This is a genomic window from Variovorax sp. PBL-H6 (genome assembly GCF_901827155.1).
Classification (GTDB): domain Bacteria; phylum Pseudomonadota; class Gammaproteobacteria; order Burkholderiales; family Burkholderiaceae_C; genus Variovorax.
Window position 1 is genome coordinate 135,753 of record NZ_LR594660.1, and the last position, 14,832, is coordinate 150,584.

The 14,832-nt window shown below is 61.5% G+C and carries 15 protein-coding genes; 7 read left to right on the forward strand and 8 right to left on the reverse strand.

What is annotated here, in order from left to right; all coding sequences use genetic code 11:
• Positions 1-127 precede the first annotated feature (127 nt).
• Positions 128-886, forward strand: a complete 759-nt coding sequence (locus G3W89_RS28910; protein WP_162571070.1) for a hypothetical protein — start codon at positions 128-130, stop codon at positions 884-886.
• Here the strand turns inward: G3W89_RS28910 and G3W89_RS28915 are convergent.
• Positions 883-2,385 carry a replication initiation protein gene (locus G3W89_RS28915; RefSeq protein ID WP_162571069.1) on the reverse strand — a complete coding sequence of 501 codons (1,503 nt, stop codon included), beginning with the start codon at positions 2,383-2,385 and terminating at the stop codon, positions 883-885. The two genes, G3W89_RS28910 and G3W89_RS28915, sit on opposite strands and share 4 nt — an antisense overlap.
• A 1,313-nt stretch (positions 2,386-3,698) precedes the next feature.
• Between G3W89_RS28915 and G3W89_RS28920 the strand changes: the two genes are divergently transcribed.
• On the forward strand, positions 3,699-4,187 hold the full coding sequence (locus G3W89_RS28920) for a hypothetical protein (protein WP_162571068.1): 489 nt from the start codon (positions 3,699-3,701) through the stop codon (positions 4,185-4,187).
• A 75-nt stretch (positions 4,188-4,262) separates the two neighbouring features.
• Here G3W89_RS28920 and G3W89_RS28925 read toward each other — a convergent pair whose 3' ends face one another.
• Both G3W89_RS28925 and trxA read right to left on the reverse strand, forming a co-directional pair.
• Positions 4,263-4,484: a DUF2158 domain-containing protein gene (locus G3W89_RS28925; RefSeq protein ID WP_162571067.1), complete on the reverse strand. Its 222-nt coding sequence runs from the start codon at positions 4,482-4,484 to the stop codon at positions 4,263-4,265.
• 151 nt (positions 4,485-4,635) lie between these two features.
• On the reverse strand, positions 4,636-4,947 hold the full coding sequence (trxA, locus tag G3W89_RS28930) for a thioredoxin (RefSeq protein WP_162571066.1): 312 nt from the start codon (positions 4,945-4,947) through the stop codon (positions 4,636-4,638).
• A gap of 115 nt (positions 4,948-5,062) precedes the next feature.
• Here trxA and G3W89_RS28935 point away from each other — a divergent pair, with 115 nt between their 5' ends.
• On the forward strand, positions 5,063-6,211 hold the full coding sequence (locus tag G3W89_RS28935) for a hypothetical protein (RefSeq protein ID WP_068673886.1): 1,149 nt from the start codon (positions 5,063-5,065) through the stop codon (positions 6,209-6,211).
• Between the two features lie 61 nt (positions 6,212-6,272).
• Here the strand turns inward: G3W89_RS28935 and G3W89_RS28940 are convergent, their stop codons facing one another.
• The gene (locus G3W89_RS28940; protein WP_068673887.1) at positions 6,273-7,148 is read right to left on the reverse strand and encodes a hypothetical protein; all 876 of its coding nucleotides are present in this window, start codon (positions 7,146-7,148) and stop codon (positions 6,273-6,275) included.
• Positions 7,149-7,386: 238 nt separating this feature from the next.
• Here G3W89_RS28940 and G3W89_RS28945 point away from each other — a divergent pair, with 238 nt between their 5' ends.
• The gene (locus G3W89_RS28945; RefSeq protein ID WP_162577702.1) at positions 7,387-7,968 is read left to right on the forward strand and encodes a hypothetical protein; all 582 of its coding nucleotides are present in this window, start codon (positions 7,387-7,389) and stop codon (positions 7,966-7,968) included.
• Positions 7,969-8,161: 193 nt separating this feature from the next.
• The gene (locus G3W89_RS28950) at positions 8,162-8,506 is read left to right on the forward strand and encodes a hypothetical protein (protein WP_162571065.1); all 345 of its coding nucleotides are present in this window, start codon (positions 8,162-8,164) and stop codon (positions 8,504-8,506) included.
• Between the two features lie 924 nt (positions 8,507-9,430).
• Here the strand turns inward: G3W89_RS28950 and G3W89_RS28955 are convergent.
• The 3 genes from G3W89_RS28955 to G3W89_RS28965 form a co-directional block, all read right to left on the reverse strand.
• Entirely contained in the window at positions 9,431-10,525 is a 1,095-nt protein-coding gene (locus tag G3W89_RS28955) for a hypothetical protein (protein WP_162571064.1), read from the reverse strand.
• A gap of 707 nt (positions 10,526-11,232) precedes the next feature.
• Complete coding sequence (locus G3W89_RS28960; protein ID WP_162571063.1) at positions 11,233-11,682, reverse strand: helix-turn-helix domain-containing protein; 450 nt, start codon at positions 11,680-11,682, stop codon at positions 11,233-11,235.
• The gene (locus G3W89_RS28965) at positions 11,666-12,691 is read right to left on the reverse strand and encodes a tyrosine-type recombinase/integrase (protein WP_162571062.1); all 1,026 of its coding nucleotides are present in this window, start codon (positions 12,689-12,691) and stop codon (positions 11,666-11,668) included. Before G3W89_RS28965 ends, G3W89_RS28960 begins: the two co-directional genes overlap by 17 nt.
• A gap of 419 nt (positions 12,692-13,110) precedes the next feature.
• Here G3W89_RS28965 and G3W89_RS28970 point away from each other — a divergent pair, with 419 nt between their 5' ends.
• On the forward strand, positions 13,111-13,548 hold the full coding sequence (locus G3W89_RS28970; RefSeq protein ID WP_068673893.1) for a hypothetical protein: 438 nt from the start codon (positions 13,111-13,113) through the stop codon (positions 13,546-13,548).
• Positions 13,549-13,636: 88 nt separating this feature from the next.
• Positions 13,637-14,359: a DUF262 domain-containing protein gene (locus tag G3W89_RS28975; RefSeq protein ID WP_162571061.1), complete on the forward strand. Its 723-nt coding sequence runs from the start codon at positions 13,637-13,639 to the stop codon at positions 14,357-14,359.
• 118 nt (positions 14,360-14,477) lie between these two features.
• Here the strand turns inward: G3W89_RS28975 and G3W89_RS28980 are convergent, their stop codons facing one another.
• Positions 14,478-14,723 carry a hypothetical protein gene (locus tag G3W89_RS28980; protein ID WP_068673897.1) on the reverse strand — a complete coding sequence of 82 codons (246 nt, stop codon included), beginning with the start codon at positions 14,721-14,723 and terminating at the stop codon, positions 14,478-14,480.
• Positions 14,724-14,832: the final 109 nt, after the last annotated feature.

Sequence of the window (14,832 nt, forward strand, 5' to 3'; positions counted from 1 at the left end):
GGCCTGCCCTAATTCCACGCAGCCGCGCCGTTCTTCTTGACCTCAAGGTGTAGCCTGGGTAAAGTTATACTTCAACGCCTTAAAGTCGCAGTACAACCTGACCCGAGGCTGTCAGCAAGGAGTGACCATGAACCCCGCCGCACATGTCGCCCAGCTCCTTGAGCAATCGCCCGACTTGGCAGGTGCCGTGGCAAAAGCTGCTGAATGCTCAGTGCCACTGCTTCAGCGAGCCATGGACGACTACGGGTTGCTGTCCCCCTTGCAATGGGCACAAATCGCGGAGTGCGCCGAGGTACCGGCGACGTGGCTGGGTTCGGGCGAGCCTTGGCATCCGGACATGATTCGAGCGCTTCAGCGCAACTCCAGGGCGAAAGCCAGCAGCGTGGAACTCCAGCGTTTGCGGCGCGGCAACCTTAGGCGACTGGCGGACGCCTGCACGCATACGACCCATTTGGCGACGTTGCTGAACACGGCACCGTCGATGCTCTCTGACCTGATGAACTCGGAGACGCGGGCTGCTAGCCAGCGGCGCGCCTTCGGACCGCGACGGGCGCGAGCGATGGAGGACGCTCTTGGCCTGCCGGACGGCTGGTTGGACCGGGACGAGCCGGTACCCCCGGCTTTAGGGATGCGAGCCCGGCAGTTGAGCTCTGCCCCTCGTACACGAGCCATTGCCGCACGTGGGCCTTCGGTGGGGGGCGCTGCCGGGCTGGGCGACTGGCCGCTGCCGACGGCAGTGGCGCCAATTCACCAAACGGTGCTGGCTAAGTATCTAGACTTGGCCAAGGCTGGGGTCGTCGACGAAGCGTTCGCTTACAGCCTGCTTGGCACCTTGCTCGACAAGGAGCGCCCGCCAGGCGCTGCCGTGGCGGCAATACCGGGCTAGTCGGCCGGAACCTCCCGAGGCGATGCCGCCTTCTTTCGCGTGCCGGAAGAGATTGGCCCCCCTACAGAGATTTTGGTCGACAAAACTCTCGGGCCCTTGCTTCTTTTGGGTTCGTTGCGCCAGTCGAGGTACGCATCTAGTGATGCGTCTTCCGGAAGGGAAAGAACTCCTTCTTGCTTCGCCATCCACGCGTAGAACGTCCCGGACACGGCGGGTGTCTTGAACCCCTTTTTCGCGAACTGTTCTCGCACCAGGTTCGGAGTGTCCGGGCTGTTGAGGAAGGCCTGGAGCAGCTGGTCCTGGACAAATCGCGGCTGGCCCAAGTAGTACTTTCGAACTCGCTGCGCAATATGCTTGGCGAAATCGGCCTCATCCTGCTTCCGCGTGTCCACCGCGGGAGCCGGGAGAGCGGGGGCGTCGGCCTGACCTTCCTGCTGGGGACTGCGACCGTAGTAATCATTCTTGACCTGATGGACGAAGGCTGCAGCCTTGTCCCGGATACCCCCTTCCGCCAGGCGCTTGTCGAACGCGGCTATGTGGAGCCTGAGAACGGGCTCGTCGTATTTCGTCAGCAGTTGGTCGATGCCCCGTTCCGTGATTCCGTATTCACGCAGCTTGGCCTCGAGGCGAGGGTCCCCGGTCTGGCTGGTGTCCATGTCTAAAGCGGCCTGGACCTTCAGGTGCAGCCGGAATTGAAGGTGGGTCACCTTATTACGCGAACCTGTGGTCTCCAGCAGCTCGACGCTAAACGGACAGGCCTCGGTGCTCTCCAGCTCTCGCATTGCCGGTAAGAGAATGTCGCGCTTGAAGTAGCGATAGTTCCCTTGCTGGAGAAAGGTCTCGGCCGCATCAGGGCTCACGAGCAGCTTGACCCAATCGACAACCGGCATCCGCGCCGTCAGTTGAACGCGAATGTACCGGTGCGTGTTTTCATAGAGCGCGAGCGAATGGCCCGAATTGAACCGGTTTGCTAGGTGGATATCGATGGCCGCCCAGCGCCCTGGGCTCATGAGCATCTCGAATACATCCGGCGGAAACTCCCATTGCACCTCTCCCGAGCCGTCCGAACTCCTCGAATACTGGGATATCAGGCGGCTGGCCACCTTGTACATGTCGCCCCGCTCGCCCATCGCGTCGAAGCGGAATTCCTGGCCGTACAGGTTCTCCACGGCGTCGTAAATTCTCTCAGTTGCTCTGGTCGTGGCCCGCAACACCTTACCCAGCTCCCCCACGGTGGCGGCGAACCTGAGGACTCGTCGCTCGTCTAGAACCTTGGCCTGCAGCTCGGAAGGGATAGATTGCCAGCCCTTGGTCGTCACCAACAACAAAGCGTTGAACACCCGGCGGCAAAAATGGCTGTATTGGCCGGACACCGGGTACATGTGAACGACCTCAACGGCCTTGCGAAGTCGCTCCGGCAGATTGCTGTCGGCGAGCAAGGATAGCTGGCGGCTGTCATCGGTCAGTATCTCGCCGGTGACCCCTATGACTTTGGCCAATGGGATTTTCGCGTAGGTCGTTTGATGTGAGAAGGCTAACAGTCACCTCCTCACAGGTCAACGGCGAGCAACGAGGTAATGAGGCCGCTGTTCTTTCGATGGGCATCGGGGTCCTCGGACGAGGTTGTCTCCTTGCAAACAGACATCCCCTCATTTATCGGCGAGTTGCCACGCGGTCGAGTAGGTCCCTCAAAAAGCTCACAGGTCGCGCACGGATTCTCAGTCCCTCGAAACACTCACAGGTCGGCCTGTCCAGGGAAGGTCCCTCAAAAAGCTCACAACTGCCCGGGCCTGGCCGACACGTGCACATGACTCTCCCTCAAAAAGCTCACATGTCGGCGGTTCGGGTATCCCTCAAAAAGCTCACATGTCGTCCTTTGCGAAGCTGGCCGGTTATCCACAGCCCAGTCCCTCAAAACGCTCACATGTGGGGCTTTATGCGCCCTCCTTATGCTCACAACGGTCCCTCCAAAAGCTCCGGGTGTCCCTCAATTCGCTCACATTTGCCCCTCAAAAGACTCACATGTCCAACGGAAATTCCTTCCATATCAACAGCTTAGATGGCGTAAAGCAAGTAAACATTGAATTAAAGAAATCAAACGCATCGGTCACGAAAAGCAACGCTACTGCATTGCCTCACATCGCATAAACGACATAATACGGCATAACTTATGCGAGTTATGTTTATGTTATGCCGGTCGGACAGGCATAATTCGAAGTTATGTCGGCTGAAGACCCCGTTTACCTTGAAGCCCTTCGAGCCTTAGCGGCCGCCGGTGCGTCGGACCAATTGCTCAGCCAAGCCGTACGCGAGTTGCTTGCAGCGGGGGAGCGCACGGGCTTCTCGGCAGTTCCGCCAACGAGCGACCGTGCACAAACGGTCCCCACGCCGGCGAGCCCGCGCGACATAACGACGCCATTCGGCCTCCCCCGTAGCACCGCGGAACGGCCGGGTGGCCTGGTATCCCCCAATCTGTCCACAGGGGCGCAGCCGAAACGCAAGCCCGTCATCGTTGTTTTCAAGGAAGCCAACGGCCACCGAACGTCAGTCAGCCTGGCAGCCGACAAGTGGGCCGCCCTCCTGGAGTTGCAGCCCGACGCCGGGACGGTCACGAAACTTGTGAGGGCGGTCGGCCCGGCGGCTCCGGCGGAGGTGAATCGCAGCAGCTGGGTGTATGAGCAGGTGGTGAACCGGCTACGGCTGCCAGCGAACGGGTAGGCGGCGCGGAGCCCCACGGAGACGCCCAGGGCGGCCCCTCGTCGAGCGGGCTAAAGGCGGGAAGCTAGACGCGGTTGTTCACTTCCTCTGCACCATGCTCAAGCCCCTACTCGCGCTCACTGCTGCCCTGTACCTGGGAAGCGGAGCCGCGTCCGCACCTCCTCCCGCCGCCCCCGCCGATGGCGCCTTCCAGCTTCTGCAAGTCGGCGATGCGCCGCAAGGCGAGTGCGGGACCTACGTGCACAGCAAGGGGACGCTGCCCGGCGCAGCCAGTGTGATGTTCATGTCGACCGACCGAGTGCTCTTCCTGCGCACCGCGGACGGCGTTCGCACACTCGAGCTTGCCAGCCTGGACCAAAAACTACGGGTGAAGGACGTATTGGGCCGAGGCGACACGCTTAACCTGAAATTCCGGGCCCCGGGTAAGGAGCGCGCATGGCTCGTGGCCACTGTGTCGGAGGCGGTGGTGGACGATGACGGGGGCTACCCACTCATCGCGTTTGACGTTAAAGGGGGCTACATCTCTCCCACAGGTGCCCGGTTCGACTCGCCGAACCTGGTGGCCCACGACACCTGCCTGTAATCGGGCCTCGCGCGCCGGGCCGGGCGCGCGTGAAGAAGCCGCCTCGTGGGCGGCTTCAGTCTTGGGTGTTACCCGTTACTCAGCGGTGGGCGCCGTACCACCTTCGGGTGACGGTTTGATGCCCTTTACCTGAAAGGAATCCTTCGGCAGCACTTCCTGCTTCAGAACCGCCGCACCGTCGAACCATGCGACCTGGACGAACTTGCTGCCCTGCTCGACGCGGTCCTTGACCACGGTCAGCAGCGGGCCGCCCGACTTGAGTTCTACGACGTCGCCGACGGCGAGCTTGATTGCCATGTTGTGTGTCTCCTGCCCTGCTCGGGCGAATCTGTTGAGGAAGCCACGTGTAGGGACGTCGGAAAAATTGGCGGCCGGCCAGGAATCGCGGGGGTTGGTTTCTAACAAAAAGGCCCGCACGAAGCGGGCTGTGAAAAAAGAGGCTGACGGCTTAGGCGGCGACCATCGCTTCAAGCTTTCCTAGCGACTGGGCGCCGGTTGCTCGGGCAACGACCTCCCCGTGCCGGTAAAGCACGAGCGTGGGCACCCCGCGAATGGCCAGCTTCTTGGCGTGTTCCCGGTCCTCGTCGATGTTGACCTTGACAACCTTCAGCTTGCCCTCGTGGTTGGCCGCGAGTTGGTCCAGGACAGGCGCAAGCAGCTTGCAGGGGCCGCACCAGGGCGCCCAGAAGTCGACGAGCACGGGCACATCGGACTTGACGACGTCTTGCTCGAAGGTGGAGTCAGTGATGGAAGCAACCATTGTGTAAGTCCTAAAAAATAGTTCGGCAACCGTATAGGCAGGGCACGATTTGACTGACAGTGATAGAACTGGTTACAATACTACCAGCACCTTACTACTACAACGTACCCGCCCCATGACCCCGCAAGACCTGGCCCAGAGCTTCTACGCATTCGCACGGGGAGATGAAGCGCATCGGCGAGCACTCATCGAAGACATGTTCGAGATGCTGGACGCGCGGAACAGCCTGAAGCTGATGCGGCTGTCCGTAGAGCTCACCCGACTCAATGACGATGGTGCGCTGAGCGCCTTCGACGCTCTCATGGGCATGCTGACCTGCGAGCCGGTCCCGCTGCGCGGCTTTCCGACGAGTGGTTGGCGCGCGTACGCCCTTTCGACGATTTTCGAGCGCCCCGCGGGAGCCGTGCTCTCGCTTGCCGCCAACCCGCGCGTCATCGCCAGGTCTATCGCCGCTTCGACCGGAATCCCCGTCGAGGACATCCGGGTCGTCGCGGGCCAGGTGGCGACCCAGGACGCGTACCTGATGCCTCCTGCCGATGTCTTTCGCTTCTGCCGCGAGCTGAAGACGGCGATGGAGGTGGAGTCCAATCTCGTAGGCGCCCTTGCGCGCCGGCAGCGGCTAGCCAACCGCCTGGCGCCGGTTCTGGCCCTGGATGCTGTCAATGGATGGCGTGCGCCGGAGGCGCACCCTGTGAACGACGAAGCGCTCTTCATGGTTCTCATTCGGGGCGATATCACGCCCGGAGAAAATGACTCCGATGCCGGCCGCCCGGCCCTGACGTTCAGCGCACGCTACGAGATGGACGGCGGTATCGCCGAGCCGCTCGAGATTCACCACACCGTGCTTGGCTTTGGCACCCCCTGGGAGGTCTTCCGAGCCTCACTGCACACTGCACAGGCATTCGGGCTATGTCGACTCATGGCTCAGGCAGCGGTCGACCACCGCTGTGACCCTGCGCAGCTGCAGGTCAGCCTGGCCTTCGTTGACCACCCGGACGGGGAGAGCATGACTGCACGGGCAGCCGTCATCCATCCAGAAAAAGGTCTCCTGACGGGCGTCATCGAACACGACCTGGCGGAGCCTGACCAGTACGCGGCCGCGGTGCGCCGGATGATGGGAAATCTGCGGTTTGGGGCCCTGTCGGTCTCCGACTCTGCCTTCGGCTGCGGAGAGGTCGACAAGGGCGGCACTTTCAGATTCCTGGTGCCCGGCAAGGGTTGGCAAGAAGCGCCGGAAACGTTCGTTGCCTTTCCGCCGGTCTGACATCCCCGCTGCCTGGCCCGCGGGTCAAAAAAGGTCCGCCACGGAGGCGGACCAGGAAAAATCAATCGACCGTCAAGCGGCAAACGTAGGCTTCTGCGGCATTCGTAGCGGCCGCGCGCTGGTACGGAAGGTGGTTCCTTCGAACCAAGACGTCCGAGCCTGGCTTGGCCAGCATGTATACCCCTTGGGGGATGTCGCTGTCGAAGAAGACTTGCTGGAGCATCACATGGCTTGGTGCCAGCTTGCGCCGGCGCAGGCCTGCCTCGATGGACCGGATGCGGTCTGCGAAGGGCGCCCCCTGCCCTGCCGCTGTGTCCTTCAGGCTGTAGCCGTCACAAATGACGAACGTGCCCGCTGCGTAGCAGCCGTCCAGGACATACTGGGGCAGCGCTGCCTCCAGCTCATCCAACACGTCCTTCGGAAGGAAGCCGGGCTTGCCGTCGTCGGCGCTCACCACGAGAGGGTTCCCGACCGTGGCGAGGGCCATGAGCCGCTCCCCTGCTGGCAATAGCTGGGCGCTTGTCCCCGATTCACCGCTCAGGAGGGCCTCGTCGATGTCCGGACCGCTGCCCAGCCAAGGAGCCGGTACCAGGTGCTCGGCTTCCATTGCGGTCATGACGGGGCTGACCACTGATGCGGGCGCCGTGCCGGAAATGATTGCGGCGCTGAAGTCGATGCCGGCGCCTGGTCGACCCGACCAGTCGGTGGTGTACTGCTTCTTTCGCTTCTCCTCGACGACCGCGTGGAACGCGGCTTCAGCGGCGCGCAGCGACACGGGGCCGGAAGCCTTGGTCTGAAGCGTCGTGGCATTGCCGCGGCGTCCGTTGAGACCGTAAACGCGGTAGCCGCCCGCCATTGCCTCGATGACGATGTGGTACTCCTTGTCGGAGGTTCCCTTGCTGAAGTAGAGCTTCAGCACCTTTGATGAGTAACTCATCCATTCTCCTGTGAAGTTGTCCTTCCGCGTATAGCCCGCGGTGATTGGCGGGCCCGAGTGGCCCCGAACCGAAGAGATATTGCGTTTTAGATTAGCCGTGCTAAAATGTAACAGGCTTGCATCTATATTGGATGTCGCCTCACCCACGAGAAAGTGCATAGGAATGATTCGTCGAGGTCTCTTTTGGCTGCAAGGCCGTCTTCCCACCCGTCACATTTCCCATCTCGGCCAACCCTACATGGAGAGGTCGTACATCGGAACGGCGATGGGGCTGCGCTTCTACCTGCACCGATTCGTTGCTTGCGACGCTGACGGCCTTCACGACCACCCGTTCCTGCGCAGCCTGTCGCTCATTCTGGCTGGCTGGTACTACGAGGACCGGTGGTCGGGCCGTGTCGTAAAGCGCTTTCTCAACTACATCGGGCCAGAGTGCTTCCATCGCGTGGTGCTCCCCCGAGAGGCACAGCACGATGTCTGGACCTTGTTCATCCATAGCGCTCGCGTGAAGCAGTGGGGCGCGTTGCGTCCGGCTTTCAAGGGCCGCCATGGTCCGGTGCTGCTTTACGAGCCGCAGTCGGAGCCCACCGACCCGGAGTTCTCCAACTGGCACCTGCGGGCGGCCACCGGTGCGCAACTGCGTGCGAATCCGGCGCTCAATATCAGCGGACCGGCGTTCTCCATCGAGCTGGGAAAGAATGCGTACGCCGTGGGCCTTGCCAAGTATCCGGAGTCCGCGCACCGGCATTCTCTGGACATTGACCAGGCTGGCTTGCCAGAAGACCCGAATCCTGGCCAGCGTGCTGCCGTCCAGATGGGCTGAGCTTGCCCATCAGCCGCCGACGGCCCGACGGGATATGCCGGGACTTTGCTTTGCACCTGTGTAGACCGTTCTGACCACCCTCCCCCTTGAGCTTCCAGGCGACCTCGAGCTGCCGCGGTGGTGCGAGGGCGCGCGACTGGCCTACAGCTTTGAAATTGGCCAGGAGACGTCATCGAACAACATGATTCGGGGGATGGCGCCCAAGGCCTACATGGCACTTCGCCGGTTGTGGACGGTGAAGGTCTTCAGCCGGGGCCTTGCCGACCGGAGGCCTGCCGCGCCGCTCGCGCAGGCTGCCTTGGTCGTGGTCCGTAGGTCAGCCGGCGAGCTCGATTGGGACAACGCCTATGGCGGGCTCAAGCCAATTCTCGATTGCCTGGTTGTCAAATCTTCCAAGAATCCGAGTGGCCTGGGGCTGGTGACCGACGACAGCCCCAAGCATATGCCCTACCCGCCTTGGGTCGTGCAGCGCAGTGCGCCGCGAGGGCGCGGGAACGTGCACTTCGCCATCTTCGGCCTGGCGCCTGTGGCCGCCTGAGGCTGTTTTTTTCGACTGGGAAGCTTGTTCCTTCAAATCCACGAACCCTTGACCTTTGCCACGAATGTCTTTCTCTTCTTTCTTTCTAAAACGCAGTGACTAGAAGCCTGTGGAGCTTGTGAATTAGGCAGGAGTCCTGTGGTCAAGGTCGTGGGCAACCCAAAGGGTTGTCCATGAGCTTGTCCATCAGGAAGCTGCCGGTCTCCGAAGGAGAAATTCACAAATCCATAGGCTGGGGATGGGGTCCGGGGAAGGGGTTTCGCCTTCACGGGTTGGCCGCTGGCAGTGCTTCCGAGCCTGCTTCCAAGCCGGCAGGTTTGCGCTAAGCAGGGGTGGGAAAAAGTTTCCGGAGAGCCTCGCTACACGGCGGACCATCAACTCCCCCATGTACTGCGATGTCTTGCATCGGAATCCCCACCATCAAGCCTCCTGCCTTCTTCATCGATAACCAGTCGGTCATCAAACTTCATCTGTTCTCAGCAATGAGTCAGGGGTACGTTGAGCGTGCCTACTGCCCGGACACCCTGCAGTCGGTCTACGCAAGCTTCGTGGACCACGCCATTGCGAAAGGGCTCTGGGAGGTCAAGGACCACAAGTTGCGCACTCTCTCCGAGGTTGAGTCCGAATCGTGGCTGGGAGAGTATGAGGACCTCGTGGGCCACATGTCCGATTTTGGGCGGCGGCAGACTGCTGCGGGTGAGGCCTTGGGAAAAGCTCTGCCCGGCTACAAAGCGGAGTTGGCTCAAGGGCAACGGCCATTGCCCGCGTCGACTCGTGAGCTAGCCAAGGGACTCATGAGCCACATGGCAGCTAGCGGAGGGATGGCGAATATCAATGAACTGCTCCCTTTCACTTCGGAATATGGCCCGTGCTTGAGCCCACGCATGACAGAAGAGCTGTACGACCTCCGCGCTGAACTGTCCGTCACGTCAGCTGCGTCATCTCGTCGGAGACGCGCGGACTGAACGCTTCCCAGTAGCGGATAACCGTCGGGATGGATATTCCCAGGGCCCGCGCAATGACTTTCGGATGGGTCAGCCTCCCTCTGAAGAGGGAGGCCATGGCCGTGGTGAACAGTTCGTGGGCGCTGACCCCTTCCTGGTTCAGGATGTAGCGCAGGCCTTCCGGCGTAAACGGTCGGCCAGGCAGTTGTCCTGGGAACAGGTAGTCATCAGGCGCCAGGAACTCGCCCCTTGCCTCTTCAATGGCGGCCAGGTAGTCCAGGAGCATCCGTGCGAGTGGCTCGGGCAGCGGAGTTGAAACCGGGCCGAACCTTGCGAACACGCGGCCATCTTCGTGGACCCTGAACACCTTCCTGCGCAGCCGACATACCTGCACGGCCTTGCGCGCATACAGCAGCATGAACAGGCACATCAGCGCGTTTCGGGGGTGCACGGATTCGTCATGGAGCCAGCGTTGAATCAGGGCGCGAGCCCGCGGCTCCGTGAGCAGGTGATGGTAGGGCAGCGCACCCTTGGGCGGTGACACGAGCTCCAGCTTCTGGAACAGCCTCTCGCGCCGGTTGAGGTATTGAATGAACGAGTGCAGAGCATTGCGTTGCCCAGGCAGTTTTGTCACAAAACGCTCAAGGGCGAGCCGGTCGATGGCATGAACCGAGGTCACGTCGTCATCCAGCGTCTCCAGAAACCGCTTTGCTGCGCGCAGCAGGAGCGTGACGGTACGGTCCGTGAACCGTTCGTGGTCACCGACCCAGCCGTGCTCACGCCAACGCTGTTGGCAGCGCATCAGGAACGCGAGGTAGCGACGCAGGATTTCCTGTTGCCAGCCGCTTTCCACTCGAGCGAGCAAGCGACTTCGCGTACTCATGCCGGAATGGGCGACTGACTGCTCTAAATCGACGCGAGCATTGGCATATCGCGCAGCCATCCAGCTGAAGGGGACCTTGTGCCGACGCAAACCCTCGGTTCCAAAAGTGTTGAGCAACGCGATGGAGGTTAGTTCGCCGGCAGAGGTACAAAGCTCTCCCACCGCCGCAAAGAACCTGGCGTAGCGTCTCAACTTGACCTTGGCGCGTCCGTTGAGGAGCTGTCCGGCGTAGGCCCCCGCGAACTCGAGGAAGCACGCGCGAGCCCAAGGTGCCGCAATCTGGCTGGCCAGGCTTGCTGCTTCCTCCTGGACGCCGCGGCGTCGGTAGCAGCGCTCACACTCGGTAGACGAATGTCGCCGGCCCTGCTCCCCGCACGACGGGCACTGGAACGGTTGGCCGCTTGCGCAATGGCGGCAAAGCGGGTGGCCTTTCGCATCGCGTGCAAAGACACGCCGGTGCTTTCGGCAACCTCGGCATGTCTGGCAGTCACCTCGGGCGCAACCTGCGCAGACCCGCTCCGTCAGGCCGATGGCTCGGTTGCTGCTGAAGTGACGGCTTTCGCGACCACAACGGCAGCAGGTCCTGGGTGGCTCGTAGAAGCGTCTGCAGTACGCGCAGACGTGGCCACCAGGGACTTCGAACGAGCGTCGAGAGACCGGTTTAGCGCAACGCAGGCAGCCAGGTCGCGCCGCGGCCCGGCAACTGCGGCACAGCGCCTCACCCTGCCCGAGGTACGTCCTAGTGGAGGCACCGCAACCGCTGCACGCCACGGCGATGAAGTCGCGCTGGTAGCACGCAAAGCAAACAGGTCCGTCGGGAAGGAAAGCCTGCGGCTCGTCTGTGAAGGTCTTGCACAGCGCGCAGGGCTCGCTCGATTTGGCCGAACTGGTGTTGCTGCTCATCCAAGTTCATCCTCGTCCAGGCGCAGCACCAACGAACTCATGTCGGGTCCGCAGACACCGTCGTCCGGCGCCGGCGCGATGGTGGCCGGCGGTTGCGTGCCGTCGGCCCCCGTCACCGGTGGCTCCCCTCCCTCCTGGCGCGGGGCCTCTGCGACGGAGGCCTTCGTCGGCGTGGCCTTGACCTGCCTTCTGCCGGTACGCGAAAGCCTGAGCAGCTCGTCGGCGCGGCAATCGAGCTCGACCATCAACGCCAGGATGAGCTCGGTGCTCAGGCGCTGCGGCAGCTGGGAGACGATACGGGCCAGCTGGCGGTGGGTGATGTCCACCTTTCGGGACTGCAGTCGCCGATGCAGCTCGGCGCTGCTACGGATGCCCCGCTCGGACATGACGGTATGCAGCCGCCACTGCAGCGCGGGGGCCTCCTGGACGTCAATCCGAGTCGCCATCGTCACGTTCCTTCAGGTTCCTCTTGATGACCTTGCTGAAGTCTTTCTGTACGAACTTGTCGGGGAAGTGGGTGTACCCCTGCGTCGTGGCTTGGTGGCGGTGACCGTGGCGAAGCCGCACGCTCTCGGATGACAAGCCCAGCATCGTGTTGTTGGACACCGAGGTATGCCGCAGGCAATGCATCACAAGCTCCTCGGACAGACCGGCCAGGCGCCGCATTCGCACAAAGGACCGGTAAAGCGCGCTGTAGCTCAGGCGCTTGCCTTGCTCAGAGAGGAACAAGGCCTTCTCCCCGTTGGCCGCGTTGCCCAGGAAGTCTGGGCGTACCTCGTCGAGGTACCACTGCAGGAGTCGGCTGAGGTCTGGGTTCAGGATGGGGACGCTGCGCCACACGCCCCCTTTGCCGTAGACCCTCACCAGGCCGAACCGTCCCATCTTCGGATGCTTGGGGTTGCGCTCAAAGGAGTCGATGTTCAGTCCCAAGACTTCGGCTGCGCGCAACCCGAGCTCGAGCACGGTGCAAAACACGACCTTGTCGCGTCGCAGCGCTTTCAGTGCCTTGGAGCGTTGCTGGTGAGCCAGACGAATCTCGAGGTCCATGCGTTCGATGAGGGCCTGCGTCTCGTCATCGGTGAATGACCGTCGGCTGCTGTCGGCCTCGAGCTCTCGTACACGCACGTGCACGATGCAGTTCTCGGGCGTTGCGACCTGCACGAGCTCCTGCCCAGTGACGTCGCGCACGCGTTGCCGTAGCCGCGGCTCCCTGCCCACGTAGTCGTAGAACAGGCGCACGCTGGACTGGTAGCGCCGCTGCGTGCCCGCGCTAACCCCACGCTGCTGAAACAGGCTGTCGCCCCACTGCTCGAAGTGGTGCGGCTGCGTATGGCCTGGCGGGCATTGGGCATGCCGCATGAAGTCAAAGATGATGCCTTCTTCCAGGGTGACGGTCCGCTCGCGATGGCGAAGGCTGCCTCGGTGGACGCGATAGGCCTCCAGGAGTTCATCCACGAGCTGCCGATGGGAGTCATTGGCCCAGGACAAGCGTTTTAGACGGGTCGGTTGCGCGTCTAAAGCATTACGGTTAGTATTCAAAGTACAACGAACTGTATTGTTGAGGGAGTGCTGCGCGATGAGGGTCTTGCAGCCGTCCCAGTATGACGTTTTAGGTCATGAAGTCGCAAGAGGTGACATGTGAAGCGGCGCTTCATGTGCGCCCATGACGTTGGATGTCGAAGATGGACATCTGTTGGCGCGGCATGCGCGCCTAAGTCATTGATGCAAAAAGGGAAATCCGCGCTTTAGCGACCCTGAAGGGTGCCCTGCGAACCCGATTGATTCGGGTGCCTATATGGTGCATAGGAAACATTTTTTGGTTGTTCGCCAGAGTTCGTCATCGAGCGCTGCGCGTCGTCCATCGAGGCACACATATGGAAATCGCAAACTTTATTGGGTCGCTGGTAACACTAGCCCTCGTCGTTGCTGCCGTCGGCGGTATGACAAAGGTACTGATTGTGTCTGTCTGGGAGCAAGGTCTCCTTGGCAAGCAAATCAGTGGCGCCGAAGCATTCCTAGCCATGTTGAAGGCTATGTTGAAGCTGTCACGCTTCTTCATGTCTCACATGCTGGCTACGGGATGTTCCGTAGCCATGTTATTTGCGTCCATTGTGATGGATGCGAATTTCACTGCTTCGTTGGGCTATTCAACGATTGCTTTTGCAATCGCTGTGCTCGCAACGCCTTCTGCGATGCGCGTTTTGAGGGCTTCTGCTCTCAGTTTCGTGCTTCGATTGAAGTTGCGCAGCAAACCGCTGCTTTTTTCTGAACCCCTGATTCATCATTCGCAAGCTTCCCGCTTGCACTCCTGATTCCAAACCTCGCTTAACGCGAGGTTTTTTTTGGCCTCCCGCGACCGTCAGCTATACGGCGCAGGACAACATCACAGGACTAGAACGAATGAACATTCAGCAAAATTCGGTGTTCCTCATCAACCTGCTGAAGGACCTAACCAACGCGCGGCTCTTGCCCGCCGGCTTCCAACGCCCCTACGTTTGGACAAGGGCCGATGTAATGGCGCTTTTGGAATCCATCCTGCGCGGCTACCCTATCGGCGCCTTCCTGCTCTGGTCCCCCTATGGCCGGGCCGACATCAGTCAAGCCGGCCGTACAAGGCTGGGCCCCGTGCACATGCTGCGCGGGAACTCCACGAGTTCGCTGCTACTGGACGGCCAGAACCGGCTTGCGACCCTCGCTTGGGTGGCCCGTGACGAGGCGAGCCCCCTTCCTGACGACCTGACGACTGCCGAACGAGCAGTGTGGGCCGACGGCAAGGCGCTGGTTGCCAACCTCCGGGAGAAGAAGTTGGAGTTCGTCGACCAGGCAGAGGCTGACTCGGGATTCCGGCTGCCGGCGCGAGCCCTGCTCAGCAGTCTGGTCGCAAGCCCGCTGATGCGCCGCCGCTGGACCAACGAGTGGGCTGGTTTCGAGGAAACCGTTCTCAACGATGGCCTGAAGTGGTTCGACGAAGCTTCTGGGGCATTCTCAGGAGCGCGCGTGGTGGTCACCGAGATGGAGTACGCCACTGCGCAGGAAGCAAAGGACGCGTTTTTGCATATCTGCAAGGTCGGCGTCCCCATGGCCGCAAGCGACTTCGATGCCGCGCTCTCTTGGGTTCCGTGATGGGCCCCGCGGGATGATTCATCCCCCCGCAGCTTGAGCTGCCGGGGGATTTCCTTTTTGGCTGAAAAAAATCCCCTGTAGACAAGGAGTCGACAGGGGATTGAAGAACGAGGCGCCTTTACGCCGCCTCGAGTGCAGCAGCGCTGACCGCGGCATAGTCCTGAGCGTCCATTGGGACGCCGAGTACCTGATAGTCCGGCGTCCGCAGACAGGCGACGACGAACGCTTCCAGGGCAACCCCGTGGAGTTTGCCGTCACGCACGCCTTTGCGCCGCATATCGGCAACAAGGTCGATGTCCGTGTGCCAGTACTTGCGGCCTTCGAAGAAGCGCCAGTTGCCGATGAACACGATTTTGTTGGGCATGGAGATGCTCGCTGAGTTGACCTGCTCGGTATAGGGCCGCCTTGCCGGCGTCTCTACAGGAAGTAGTACATCGGCACGTTGTGCCCCTCCTGTAATCAAAAAGGCAACA

Bases quoted from the DNA above. Each gene is read 5' to 3' on its own strand.
- G3W89_RS28910 (WP_162571070.1), top strand. From the start codon at position 128: ATGAACCCCGCCGCACATGTCGCCCAGCTCCTTGAGCAATCGCCCGAC.
- G3W89_RS28920 (WP_162571068.1), top strand. From the start codon at position 3,699: ATGCTCAAGCCCCTACTCGCGCTCACTGCTGCCCTGTACCTGGGAAGC.
- G3W89_RS28925 (WP_162571067.1), bottom strand. From the start codon at position 4,484: ATGGCAATCAAGCTCGCCGTCGGCGACGTCGTAGAACTCAAGTCGGGC.
- trxA (WP_162571066.1), bottom strand. From the start codon at position 4,947: ATGGTTGCTTCCATCACTGACTCCACCTTCGAGCAAGACGTCGTCAAG.
- G3W89_RS28935 (WP_068673886.1), top strand. From the start codon at position 5,063: ATGACCCCGCAAGACCTGGCCCAGAGCTTCTACGCATTCGCACGGGGA.
- G3W89_RS28940 (WP_068673887.1), bottom strand. From the start codon at position 7,148: ATGAGTTACTCATCAAAGGTGCTGAAGCTCTACTTCAGCAAGGGAACC.
- G3W89_RS28945 (WP_162577702.1), top strand. From the start codon at position 7,387: ATGGAGAGGTCGTACATCGGAACGGCGATGGGGCTGCGCTTCTACCTG.
- G3W89_RS28950 (WP_162571065.1), top strand. From the start codon at position 8,162: ATGGCGCCCAAGGCCTACATGGCACTTCGCCGGTTGTGGACGGTGAAG.
- G3W89_RS28960 (WP_162571063.1), bottom strand. From the start codon at position 11,682: ATGGCGACTCGGATTGACGTCCAGGAGGCCCCCGCGCTGCAGTGGCGG.
- G3W89_RS28970 (WP_068673893.1), top strand. From the start codon at position 13,111: ATGGAAATCGCAAACTTTATTGGGTCGCTGGTAACACTAGCCCTCGTC.
- G3W89_RS28975 (WP_162571061.1), top strand. From the start codon at position 13,637: ATGAACATTCAGCAAAATTCGGTGTTCCTCATCAACCTGCTGAAGGAC.
- G3W89_RS28980 (WP_068673897.1), bottom strand. From the start codon at position 14,723: ATGCCCAACAAAATCGTGTTCATCGGCAACTGGCGCTTCTTCGAAGGC.